This window comes from Sagittula salina (genome assembly GCF_017813235.1).
GTDB classification, from domain to species: Bacteria; Pseudomonadota; Alphaproteobacteria; order Rhodobacterales; family Rhodobacteraceae; genus Sagittula; species Sagittula salina.
Genome location: NZ_JAGISH010000009.1, coordinates 188,073 through 198,694 on the forward strand (window position 1 = coordinate 188,073; position 10,622 = coordinate 198,694).

General features: G+C 63.5%; 11 protein-coding genes and 2 pseudogenes. 6 read left to right on the top strand and 7 right to left on the bottom strand.

Going from position 1 to position 10,622, the window contains the following annotated elements:
- Positions 1-897 precede the first annotated feature (897 nt).
- Complete coding sequence (locus tag J5474_RS16550) at positions 898-1,254, top strand: RidA family protein (protein WP_209362082.1); 357 nt, start codon at positions 898-900, stop codon at positions 1,252-1,254.
- 43 nt (positions 1,255-1,297) lie between these two features.
- Here the strand turns inward: J5474_RS16550 and J5474_RS16555 are convergent, their stop codons facing one another.
- Positions 1,298-3,079, bottom strand: a complete 1,782-nt coding sequence (locus tag J5474_RS16555; protein WP_245216519.1) for an FkbM family methyltransferase — start codon at positions 3,077-3,079, stop codon at positions 1,298-1,300.
- 157 nt (positions 3,080-3,236) lie between these two features.
- On the opposite strand from J5474_RS16555, the gene J5474_RS16560 reads away from it, so the two are divergent.
- The 3 genes from J5474_RS16560 to J5474_RS16570 are packed head-to-tail and all read left to right on the top strand — an operon-like array spanning position 3,237 to position 4,479.
- Entirely contained in the window at positions 3,237-3,617 is a 381-nt protein-coding gene (locus J5474_RS16560; RefSeq protein WP_209362084.1) for an NADH:ubiquinone oxidoreductase subunit NDUFA12, read from the top strand.
- Positions 3,614-4,066, top strand: a complete 453-nt coding sequence (mlaD, locus tag J5474_RS16565; protein WP_209362086.1) for an outer membrane lipid asymmetry maintenance protein MlaD — start codon at positions 3,614-3,616, stop codon at positions 4,064-4,066. Before J5474_RS16560 ends, mlaD begins: the two co-directional genes overlap by 4 nt.
- Positions 4,063-4,479: a DUF2155 domain-containing protein gene (locus J5474_RS16570; protein WP_209362088.1), complete on the top strand. Its 417-nt coding sequence runs from the start codon at positions 4,063-4,065 to the stop codon at positions 4,477-4,479. The genes mlaD and J5474_RS16570 overlap by 4 nt, the downstream gene beginning before the upstream one ends.
- A gap of 95 nt (positions 4,480-4,574) precedes the next feature.
- On the opposite strand, the gene aat is transcribed toward J5474_RS16570, so the two are convergent.
- The 4 genes from aat to J5474_RS16590 all read right to left on the bottom strand — a co-directional run bounded on the left by aat (position 4,575) and on the right by J5474_RS16590 (position 8,221).
- On the bottom strand, positions 4,575-5,201 hold the full coding sequence (aat, locus tag J5474_RS16575; RefSeq protein WP_209362090.1) for a leucyl/phenylalanyl-tRNA--protein transferase: 627 nt from the start codon (positions 5,199-5,201) through the stop codon (positions 4,575-4,577).
- 228 nt (positions 5,202-5,429) lie between these two features.
- Positions 5,430-6,779 carry an acetyl-CoA carboxylase biotin carboxylase subunit gene (gene accC, locus J5474_RS16580; RefSeq protein WP_209362092.1) on the bottom strand — a complete coding sequence of 450 codons (1,350 nt, stop codon included), beginning with the start codon at positions 6,777-6,779 and terminating at the stop codon, positions 5,430-5,432.
- Between the two features lie 4 nt (positions 6,780-6,783).
- On the bottom strand, positions 6,784-7,278 hold the full coding sequence (gene accB / locus J5474_RS16585) for an acetyl-CoA carboxylase biotin carboxyl carrier protein (RefSeq protein WP_209362094.1): 495 nt from the start codon (positions 7,276-7,278) through the stop codon (positions 6,784-6,786).
- A gap of 295 nt (positions 7,279-7,573) precedes the next feature.
- Entirely contained in the window at positions 7,574-8,221 is a 648-nt protein-coding gene (locus J5474_RS16590) for a hypothetical protein (protein WP_209362096.1), read from the bottom strand.
- Positions 8,222-8,583: 362 nt separating this feature from the next.
- On the opposite strand from J5474_RS16590, the gene J5474_RS16595 reads away from it, so the two are divergent.
- A complete protein-coding gene (locus J5474_RS16595) occupies positions 8,584-8,916 on the top strand; it encodes an ATP-binding protein (RefSeq protein ID WP_342454057.1) in 333 nt (110 codons plus the stop codon).
- A 123-nt stretch (positions 8,917-9,039) separates the two neighbouring features.
- Here J5474_RS16595 and J5474_RS16600 read toward each other — a convergent pair.
- Positions 9,040-9,164 (bottom strand): annotated as a pseudogene (locus tag J5474_RS16600) (IS3 family transposase); the annotation flags it as partial.
- 110 nt (positions 9,165-9,274) lie between these two features.
- Positions 9,275-9,673 carry a transposase gene (locus tag J5474_RS16605; protein ID WP_209362100.1) on the bottom strand — a complete coding sequence of 133 codons (399 nt, stop codon included), beginning with the start codon at positions 9,671-9,673 and terminating at the stop codon, positions 9,275-9,277.
- Positions 9,674-9,754: 81 nt separating this feature from the next.
- Between J5474_RS16605 and J5474_RS23300 the strand changes: the two are divergent.
- Positions 9,755-9,961, top strand: a pseudogene (locus J5474_RS23300) (IS110 family transposase); the annotation flags it as partial.
- Between the last annotated feature and the right edge of the window lie 661 nt (positions 9,962-10,622).

Consider the following 10,622-nt stretch of genomic DNA (forward strand, 5'->3'; position numbering starts at 1 on the left):
CGATTTCTTCGTATGGCGGCGTATAGACCCTCGGCTCGAAGACATTGTAGCCGATCCGGCAGATGTTGCCGCTCGAGATCGGCACCGCAGGATTGATGATCGCCCCCTGGACCTAGGAACCGCACGATCCGTGCGCCTCCGCTGGCAGCCCTGTCCGCCAGGCTGAGGCGCTCTCGGAGCGCGTTCATGACGGTGCCCGCCGGTTGCAGGTTGCCTTGTAGACCCACGGCGCCAGGTCCCCGGGGAGAGCGGCATCGAGCGGGCCATCGAACGGGATGTTCTTCACCTCCCGACGCAGATGCCGCGGGAGGATCGGGAATCCGACGACCTTGTCGAGCCCTCCGCCCGCTTGCATCGGCGCGGACACCCAGGCGGACACCCAGGCGGCACCCAGAGCTTCGGAACTACGGGGATCTGGCGGGTCGATCCCGGATACGGGCCGGTCCCGCGCGGCGCAGGCGCCATATGGTCCTGGTCCGCGATATTGGCCTCCGTGACGGTGCGGGCATCAGTCTGCGGAGAAAAACGTCCGCCATACATGCCGTCGTTGTGGGCCCACAGGCGAGGACCACCCCCTCCAACCAGGCGATGCGATGCAGGGTTTGTGCAGGACGCGGACGGCCTCCGGTGTGGCCGTCTACTTCGTGGCCTTGCCCTTGCTGTCGCGTCTCAGGCGTGCGCCGTTCAGCGACAACTCCTCCGAAGCAGCAAGGAAGCGGGCCGTGTTCAAATCGGGCCGTGTTCAGATATCGCGGTAAATCAACAGCCCGCCGCGTTTCGGCGACAGGCTTGCTTGTGGCTATGTCCCAAAGGGCGGAATGCGTCGTGCTTTTCCCCGCCCTTTTTTGTGGCTAAATGCAGCGGAAGTCAGGTGCCACACTGAATCAGGAGAGAACGATGGCGATAAAGCGTATTCACACCGGCAGCCCGTTCGAGGCGAAGATCGGCTATTGTCGCGCCGTCGTCGCGGGCGGCTTTGTGCATGTGGCGGGCACCGTCGGGCAGGGTGGCGACGTGGTCGAGCAATGCCGCGCGGCGCTTGAGACCATCGAAAAAGCCCTGAAAGAGGCAGGCTCCTCCTTCGAGAAGGCGGTGCGCGTCAATTACTACCTGCCCGATGCGGCTGAGTTCGAAGCCTGCTGGCCGATTCTGACAGAGGTCTTCGGGGCCAACCCGCCCGCGGCGACGATGGTCGAATGCAACCTGATCGACCCAAAGTACAGAATCGAAATCGAGCTGACCTGCCTGGCTTGACGCGCGCGCCCGGGAGCCATCCCCGGGCGTCACGGGCAAGCGCTCAATCCAGCCGGTAGTTCGGCCCCAGCAGCGCCTGCATTTCTGCCTCCAAAGGTTGCGGCCACGCCGGACCCCCTGCGATGAAACCGCCCGCGATCAACTGCTTCTGCATCTCGGCAAAGTCCGGTTCGCCAATGGCCAGGCGGCTGCGTGCCGATTCCTTGGACCGCCAGCGCCGGCGGAGCGTATCGATCCAGAGCGGCGCGCGCCCGGTGAAGCTTTCTACATGGGTCGAGATGAACCCCGTCGACACCGAACGGCGGCGCAGGATCATCGCCACATCGGCGTCCCGACCAGCCGCATAGGCGTAAAAATGCAGGGCGGACCCCTCCACCGCGATCACCTTCCGCGCGGCGCGGTAACGGGCGATCTGCACGTCGAGCGGGTGCTCCTGCGGGTGGAAGACCGCGTAGCCCTCCGCCTCCAGCAGCCGCTCAAGGATAGGTTCACCCAAAAGAGCGCCACGGTTCGCCCCGAGTTTCGAACGGCTGACATAAAGCCGTTCCGGTCCCTCTGGTTCGATCCCCCTGCCGAAACGGTTGGAAATGGCGCGGCGAAACGCCTCCGTCCCGCGGCTGATCTCTCCCAGACCAAAGCCCTGGCCCGGAACCACCAGCACATCCGCCTGGACGGGCGCGCGGGCAATGTGCATCGGCAGCGAGCACCCCATGCACCGAAGGAAAGCCATGTGAAAGCCGGGGAGCGCTTCGTCTCTCTTCGGATTCTTGGGGACGTATAGGATGCCATCCAGACCAGCCGCATCGATTCGGTCCAGAGCCCAGAGGCGGGTGATGCTTTCGGTGATGTAATGCGGGAAATAGCGCCAGAGCACGCCTCCCCAAAGCCACCGGCCGGGCAGGCGTTCCGTCGCGCGCGGCATGGCGGGGGGATGCGTCATCAGCCGCTCCTTCTGCCAGTGGCCCGCGTGGCTGACGGGGTGGCCATTGGCATCGAGCACGCCAGTGACCTGCACATGGGACCGTTTTGCCGGGGGCACGACGACGGGGCGCTCGACCTCCACGATTTCCTCGGACCAGCCGCCGGAAGGGTGGGGGGGCTGTGCGTTCAGGTCTTCGCGTTCGCAGGTCCAGACAAAGCGCGTAGAGACCGCGTCGCGCTTGCGAAACCCCGCCGCGCGCAGGGCGTCCTTGCAGGCGCTTGTGCCTGGCTTGCCATAAAGATCGGGGTGAAACTCGATCACGATGGCGCGGATACCCGTCAGATCGCCGTCGCGCAGAAGGTCGAGTTCCGCGCCCTCGATATCCAGGATCAGCACATCGGGGCGAAAACCCCGGACCAGGTCGGCCCAGCCGGCCGTCGGAACCTCAATCGGCGTGGTTTCGCGTTTGCCGGTGTCAGTGAGAGAGGAGCCGAGGAAGCTGTTGCGGAGGTGGAAGGCAACCGCTTCGGGGCGCGCTTCGCTGGCCAGTACGACCGCGTTGCGTACCTCCATGACGTCCTCGAGCCCGTTGATCTTATACAGAGCCTGAATATACGGCAGGAGGTTCGGATTGGCCTCGAAGGACAGGACCGCCTCGGGCCGCGCGTTCCGGGCGACGACAGCGCCCACGATCCCCAGACCTGCCCCCAGTTCCAGCACGCGGTCGCCCTCGCGGACGACGGCGAGCGCACCAGCGATCTCGTCGCCCTCGTAGCGGCCTTCCTCCATGCGTCGGATGCGGGTTTCGTTGAGAAAGGGCGAAGCGGGCACTTTCACACCCTTGCAAAGCGCCGCGACAGGGGCGGTCCGTCCCAAGTGCTTCATGCCTGCCTGCCGCTCCATCCCATGCTCCCCTTGGCGCAAGCGTGCCACAGCTGGCATCCTGAGGCAGCGATTTTTCGCGAAAAATCGGGGCGGCGCGGCGATTTGCGTCCCCCGCGCCACTGGACGGGGACGGCCGCTTTCGCCATACATGCCGTGAAACCTGAAGGAGTCGTCCATGGGCATTCTCAACACCCTTCTCCGCGCTGTCACATGGTGGAACGGTGCCACGCTCAACACGCTGCTGTACACCAAGCGCAAGGGCAAGAAAGTGGGCGAGGACGATCAGGGCAACACCTATTACGAAAGCACAGAGGGCCGCCGCTGGGTGATCTTCAATGGCGAATCCGAGGCCTCGCGCGTATCTCCCGACTGGCACGGGTGGCTACATCACACCTTTGACGAGAAGCCCGGCAGCGCCGCGCTGAAACACAAGCCCTGGGAACAGCCGCATCAGGAAAACCTGACCGGCACAGCACTGGCCTATGCGCCTGCAGGATCGATCCGCAAGCCCCGCCCGGTGGAGCGCGCGGATTACGAGGCCTGGTCGCCCGAATGACGCATTCCGTGGGCGAAGTCGCCTTGGGTGGGGCTGTATTGGCTGGGGCGCTCGCCTTTGGCCTATATACCGTTCAAAGCACAGGATTTACCCTTGGTGCCACCGGCTATCCGCTGACCGCCTCATTTCGGTCGATCGAAGGCGTGAGCGTCGGGACCGACGTGCGACTGGCAGGGGTGAAAGTGGGCACCGTGACCGGCATCACGCTGAACCCCGACACTTTCCGTGCCGATACTGTCGTGACGGTCAGGGACGGCGTGCAGATCCCCGATGACAGCGCGATCATTGTCGCCTCCGAGGGACTGCTTGGCGGAAATTTCGTGGAAATCTCGCCCGGCGGCTCGCCCTTCTACTTTGGCGAAGGGGACGAAATCCTCGATACGCAGGGCTCGGTCAGCCTGCTGTCGCTCCTGCTCAAATACGTGGGCTCCGGAGGGTCGGAGGAATGAAGCGCGTGCTCCTGGCGCTGGCGTTTCTGCCGGTCATGTGTGCAACTGCGGCCTCTGCGCAAGAGGCTGTAAACGTGGGCACCGGTGCCGTGTTACGTGCACTCGACAAGCTCAATGCCAAGGTCAGCGATGTCACTCTGGCCAACGGCCGGTCGGAAGTGATGGGACTGCTTGAGGTTTCGCTGAGGGAATGCCGCTACCCGGCGGGCGATCCGTCAGGCAATGCCTATGCCTTTCTCGCCATCCGGGAAGCTGGCGTGGCCCAGCCCGTTTTCGAAGGCTGGATGATTGCGGGGTCCCCGGCGCTGAACCCGCTAGACCATGCACGATACGACGTCTGGGTACTGCGATGCACAACGGATCAGGGAGCGGATCAGGGAGCGGATCAGGCGGGCGAGCAGGCCGAAGACTGAAGGCATGGCTGCATGGGACACAGGGCGAAATCCGGGGTTGGAAATCGACTGTGGGGGTTGCGACCGTGAGCGGATCGCGGCGGTGAATACAAGTTCTATTTCAGTCTCTTGGCTATGTCGTCACCGCTATTGGCCAGCGGCTGGGACAGTATGTCGGCCTCGCCCTCCAGCGCTTCGGCCAGCCGGGCCCGGTAATCGGCGCGGGTGATTTCCTGCGCACCCAGCGTTGCAAGGTGCGGTGTCAGGAATTGTGTGTCGAATAGCGTGAAGCCGGTACGTCGCAGCAGATCCACGATCCAGGCCAGCGCCAGTTTCGAGCCGTCGGTGATGCGCGAAAACATGCTTTCCCCGCAGAAGGCTCGCCCCACAGTGACGCCATAGACTCCGCCTACCAGAGTGCCGTCCTGCCAAACCTCCAGAGAATGCGCCTGACCCAGATCGTGCAGGGCGCCATATAGCGCGCGGATTTCGGCGTTGATCCATGTTTCTGCCCGGTCGGCACAACCGTCGATCACGCCCTGAAAATCGGCGTTCAGCGTTACCGCGTAATCCATTCGCCGCAGGCGTTTTGCAAGGCTGCGGGAGACGTGAAAGCTGTCGAGCGGCAAAACCCCGCGTCGGCGGGGGTCGACCCAGAATATCTCCGGGTCGTCATGCCGTTCCGCCATTGGGAAAATGCCGGATCGGTAGGCGTGCAAAAGCAGTTCGGGAGTAACGTTCATGATCAGACGCGCGCAAATTCGGCCGGAGACTAACGGATCGCGGCAGGGGGGGCAAACGGAGTTCGGCCACTGGGCGGTCGTGAAATGTGAGGACTATCGTCTACATCGAGTTGTAGGGCATCGGCCGCGCCGACTCTGCCTATGGGCACGCGCCTGTCCAAAGCGCGTCAGTGCAATGAGACAGGCCGCCCCCGGAGGAGCGGCCTTTTGGTTTTGGAAATGGAAGCGTCAGGAAAGCCTGCCAGCCGCAAGCCATTTCTCCAGCCAGTGAATATTGTATTCGCCGGTGTGGATGTCCTTTTCCTGCAGGAGCGCGTGGAACAGCGGCACAGTCGTGTCGATACCGTCTACAATCAACTCTCCGAGCGCGCGGTTCAGACGGGCCAGCGCCTCCGGGCGGTCGCGACCGTGCACGATCAGCTTGGCGATCAGGCTGTCGTAATAAGGCGGGATGCGATAGCCGTCATAAAGCGCAGAGTCCATTCGCACACCAAGGCCGCCCGGCGCGTGAAAATGCGAGATCGTCCCCGGCGAAGGGCGGAATTCCGGCAGCTTCTCGGCGTTGATGCGAACCTCGATTGCGTGGCCGTTGATCTGAAGGTCGTCCTGCGTAACAGACAACGGCAGGCCGGAGGCCACGCGGATCTGTTCACGCACGAGGTCGATGCCGAAGATGTATTCGGTCACCGGGTGTTCCACCTGCAGACGGGTGTTCATCTCGATGAAGTAGAACTCGCCGTCCTCGTAGAGGAACTCGATGGTGCCCGCGCCGCGATAGCCCATCTTGGAGATGGCATCCGCGCAGGTCTTGCCAATCCGGGCGCGTTCCTCGGGGGTGATGCAGGGGCCGGGGGCTTCCTCGAAGACCTTCTGGTGACGCCGCTGCAGGGAGCAGTCACGTTCCCCCAGATGCACGCCGCCGCCTTGGCCGTCGCCAAAGACCTGGATTTCGATGTGGCGCGGCTTCTGAAGGTACTTCTCGATGTACACTTCATCGTTGCCGAAGGCGGCCTTGGCCTCCGCGCGTGCGGTGCGGTATGCTTTTTCCATCTCGGCTTCGGATGTGGCGACCTTCATGCCACGCCCGCCGCCACCGGCAGTGGCCTTGATGATGACGGGGTAGCCGAATTCGGCCCCGATCGTCTTGGCGTCCTCCAGCGTCGCGACGCCCCCGGCAGAGCCCGGCACACAGGGAATTCCCAGCGCCTTCGCCGTTTCCTTTGCGGTGATCTTGTCACCCATCATGGAGATGTGTTCGGCCGAGGGGCCGATAAAGGTTATATCGTGGTCTTCGACGATCTGCACGAAACGCGCGTTCTCCGAAAGGAAGCCGTAACCGGGGTGAATGGCCGTGGCGCCGGTGACTTCGCAGGCCGAGATAATGGCCGGGATCGACAGGTAGCTGTCTGTGGAGGACGCCGGACCGATGCAGATGGTTTCGTCTGCCATGCGCACGTGCATGGCGTCGCTGTCGGCGGTGGAATGCACAGCGACAGAAGGGATGCCCATCTCGCGGCAGGCCCGTATCACGCGGAGCGCGATTTCGCCCCGGTTGGCGATGAGGATCTTGTCGAACATGCTCTTATTCCAGGATCACCAAGGGGGCGCCGTATTCGACGGGGGCGCCGTCCTCGACGAGGATGCGCTTGATCGTGCCGGCACGCGGGGCAGGAATGTGATTCATGGTTTTCATCGCCTCGACGATCAGCAGGGTGTCGCCTTCCTTGACGGTCGCGCCGACGGCGATGAAGGCAGGGGCGCCCGGTTCCGCCTGCATGTAGACGGTGCCGACCATGGGGGAGGTCACGGCGCCCGGATGGGCGGCGGGGTCCTCCGGGAGGGATGGCGCGGGGGCGGGGGCAGCAGCCGGGGCCGGTGCAGCGATCGCCGGGGCCGGTGCGGGGGCGGGGGCAGCGTATGTCACCTGCGTCGGCGCCGCGCGGGAAACGCGGACGTTCAGGCTGTCGTCGTCGCCGTACTCGCGGTTTACCTCGAGCTCGGTCAGATCGTTGTCGTTCAGCAGCTCCGCCAGCGCCTTGATAAAGGCGACGTCCGCCTCGTGGGAATTCTTGCTCATACCGTCCTCGTGCCTAGACTGGGCCACTGGGGCCTTTAGCGCCAACCTGCGTGGCCTCGCGTGGCGTTATAGGTGAGGTTTCGCGCGGTGAAAAGCGACGCCTGCGGGGGAGCCGGCGTGATTTTGCAGCTTTCCGGGCTGTGCGGGGGCGGTTTTCAAGGCTTTGGAGGGGGGAAGGGGGCGGAGACGGAGAAGCGCGGCGGGCTGGACACCGCCGCGCTTGACAGGCGCCGCCCTGACCCGGTCCCCGAAGCCAGGACGAGTAGGCCTGCCGATCCCTCCGGAGAGGGAACACCTAGGGCAGGGTGCTGAGCACGTCCGTGCGAGAAATGCTGGCGGCTTCCTCGTAGCCGGCCGGCGCCATGGAGGCATTGATCTGCGGGTTTACCGACGCGGGGTCCACTGCCTTCACCGGCATGTTCATAGGAGCGCGCTCGGGGACAGGGGCGGCCTTCTCGATCGCAGGTTTCTCCGGCGCGATGCGCTTCCTGGCGGCCTTTTGGAAGGGGAGCGGTTCGCGCGGCGCCTCCGCGCGGGTGGAAGCCTCGCTGGGCTCTGTCGCCCCTGCCGTCTCGGCCTGCGCGGAGTCCGGCGTGTTGTGCGCGGGCTCCGCTTTCGAGGCGTCGTCCGCGTTGGCCGGTTTCCTGCTGACGACGTCGTCTTTTTCCAACTGCTCGCCCACGACCTGATCCTGCAACATCTGACTGATCTTGATCTGCATGATCGACGGCGGCGGGTTGTGCGCCACGGGGTCAGGCTCGTTCTGGACCGCGAAATAGAAGGTGCGCGGGGAATTGCGCCCCAGCTGGGTCTCTGGCCGGCGGGCGTCGAGAATGGGTTGCACCTCCGCCAGCGGGGGTTTCTTTTCCGGTGCGCCCGGCAGGGCATGGGGGTGCCCCGTGACCTGTGGCGCACTCAAGTATGAGAGGCCTGCGAGTTGCATTTGAATGCTCCGTCCAGCGTGCCCCCACCAGACAAAGGTAACATATCCAGAACACCTTGGCAGCGGGACCGGTCAAACTGGAAGCAAATTCGTGCGCGCTGCTTAACGCCACCTAAGAGCGTGTTTACCCGGGAAACAGAAAGGCAGGGAAGGCGCCCAGCCGTTTGCAGTAAATGAAGCACTCGCTTGCCCGAATCTTCCTTCGGGCGGGTCCGAGCTGCATCGCGGGCATTTCCGTCGTCTATGATGAGCCGGTCCTGTGTGAGCGAAGCGGTAGATCTCGACAACCTTCACCATCATCTCCCGGTTGTGGAGCCGGTCTCGGTCCCAGGCTCGACCGTTGCCGCTAGGCATACCTGTCCATTACCAGCAGTGGTGCCAAACTGTTCCTCCAACGCATCAACGCCCGAGACGAGAAGGGCGCGATGATACTGACCTCCAACCGCGGCTTCGCCGAATGGGGTGAGGTCTTCGGCGATCCCGTCGTCGCCACGGTGCTGCTGGACAGACTCCTGCATCATGCGGTCGTCGTGCAGAACGAGGGCGCCAGCGACCGCCTCCGCGGCCACGCCGACCTGATGCCGGATTATACCCGGTCACACGCCGCCATGACCCCGCCACCGCCCCAGAAGAGGCGCGGCCGGCCCCCCAGGAACGGAGGTCTTAATCACACGGCTGATCCCCGAATCCGTTAGGCGGGGAATTTTGCGCCAGCACTTTTTGGGGAACTTTGATCCAGCATTTACACTGGTTGTCGTTCTTGTCTGTCATGGCCCTCCCTCTCGGGGCATCGCTACGCAATGCCCTGCCGGGCAGCGGTCCACAGGTCTCCGCCTTGCACCGGGCTTCGGAAGTTATTTCCCAGCATTTCCTTCAGCGTGGCCACGTCGAGCAAGCGTTCGGCCAGCGTCTTCTTCAGCTGCGCGTTCTGGGCCTCGAGTGAACCGCCCCGTGTTTTCGGCACCTGTATTCAGGCCGGGGGAACCTCTCGGAAGCAGGTTCCTTCTGCGATCATGCTGTTGAGCAGACAGAGCAGTTTTCTCGCGGTCGCTGTCAAGGCGGCTTTGACTGGCTTTCCCGTGTCCTGCAGCCTCTGTCTGAACGCTCGGAACATGGCGGCCGAGTGTCGTTCGCGTGTGGGGCCGCCAGGGAGAGGACAGTCCGGACGGTGGCCCGTCCGCCGCCGATGGCCCGTCTTGCGCTACGCTGACCGCTATTCCGGGCAATCGGCGCAAGGCCGGCAAGAGCTGCGATCTTTCGGCGATCGGTTGTTCCGATCTCGGGCACCTCGGCCATGAGCCTGGCCGCGACAATCGTGCCGACACCCGGCACTGACTGCGGCTGACGATCCGTTTCGGCCAGTTCTGGCGAGGACCGAACGATTTCCGCGCTTCTGGCTTCGACCTTTTCGATCCGCCGCTCGAGGAGCAGGATCAGGCCCTTGATGTCCAACCGGGCGTCGTGGTCTGTCGTCTGCCGAAGTCTGGTTACCTCCTGCTTTCGCATCCCGACCACGGGCAATGAATGCGGGTTCGGTACTTGCGCCAGCTCATCGTCGTCGGAATGACATCGCGGGTCCGGCAGGTCGCTGCCCACCCCGAGCGGGCCGATCCCTGGCTGACCGAGCTGTTATAGCGAAAGCCCGCCCGGCTTGCCACCGTCGCCATGGTTAATAAGGCAGCACGCATCATGTGGGCCGTGTTGACCTGGGACGAGCCCTCCAAGCCGCACACGGCGTAAGTCGGCAAACGCCCCAAGAGATAGCAAGACCAACGATGTGATGGTGTAGGTGTTCATTTCCACCCAGAACTGACCCGGGAAGTCGCCAGGTCCGGATGCTGTGACAGGGGTTTGTCCCGGTTCTCGCGGCTTCGCCCGGGTAGCAATCGCGTGGCTTCTCTTCTTGGAATTGCCTGCGAAGTCGGCGATACCCATCGACAATGGCGCCATTGTACTTGATGATCGCGGACTGACCGCCTGGGCCGCACCTGAAGGTCTTTTCGTCGCCACCCGTTTTTCGGGACCAGTAGCCTGCGTTGAGAGGCCGGCGGAGGAACCATCGCAGGTGTGAGTACGAATCCTCCCTCGGAAAATACCACATGTGGTGGCTATCGAGGGAAACGGTAGGCCAAAATTTTGCCAACCATCGTATTTTCCGAATTGTTCCTATCATTTAATGCAAAGGGCTGGAGTTGGCCCCGGCTTTTCATGTTTTTGTCATTGTCGACTGGGGATCCGGCGGCTGGCCCGATTCCCGTTGCCGCTTCGGGATGGATGGAGGGCGACCGTCCGTCGGGACGGTCGCGCGCGTTATGGCTTCATCGGTTCATCCTGTTTTCGATGAGGTCGTCGACGACGGCGGGTTCTGCGAGTGTTGATGTGTCTCCGAGGGCGCCGTAGT

Coding starts and splice junctions, on each gene's coding strand:
- accB (WP_209362094.1), bottom strand. CDS start 7,278: ATGAGCAAGAATTCCCACGAGGCGGACGTCGCCTTTATCAAGGCGCTG.
- J5474_RS16555 (WP_245216519.1), bottom strand. CDS start 3,079: ATGGAGCGGCAGGCAGGCATGAAGCACTTGGGACGGACCGCCCCTGTC.
- J5474_RS16550 (WP_209362082.1), top strand. CDS start 898: ATGGCGATAAAGCGTATTCACACCGGCAGCCCGTTCGAGGCGAAGATC.
- aat (WP_209362090.1), bottom strand. CDS start 5,201: ATGAACGTTACTCCCGAACTGCTTTTGCACGCCTACCGATCCGGCATT.
- J5474_RS16560 (WP_209362084.1), top strand. CDS start 3,237: ATGGGCATTCTCAACACCCTTCTCCGCGCTGTCACATGGTGGAACGGT.
- mlaD (WP_209362086.1), top strand. CDS start 3,614: ATGACGCATTCCGTGGGCGAAGTCGCCTTGGGTGGGGCTGTATTGGCT.
- J5474_RS16570 (WP_209362088.1), top strand. CDS start 4,063: ATGAAGCGCGTGCTCCTGGCGCTGGCGTTTCTGCCGGTCATGTGTGCA.
- accC (WP_209362092.1), bottom strand. CDS start 6,779: ATGTTCGACAAGATCCTCATCGCCAACCGGGGCGAAATCGCGCTCCGC.
- J5474_RS16590 (WP_209362096.1), bottom strand. CDS start 8,221: ATGCAACTCGCAGGCCTCTCATACTTGAGTGCGCCACAGGTCACGGGG.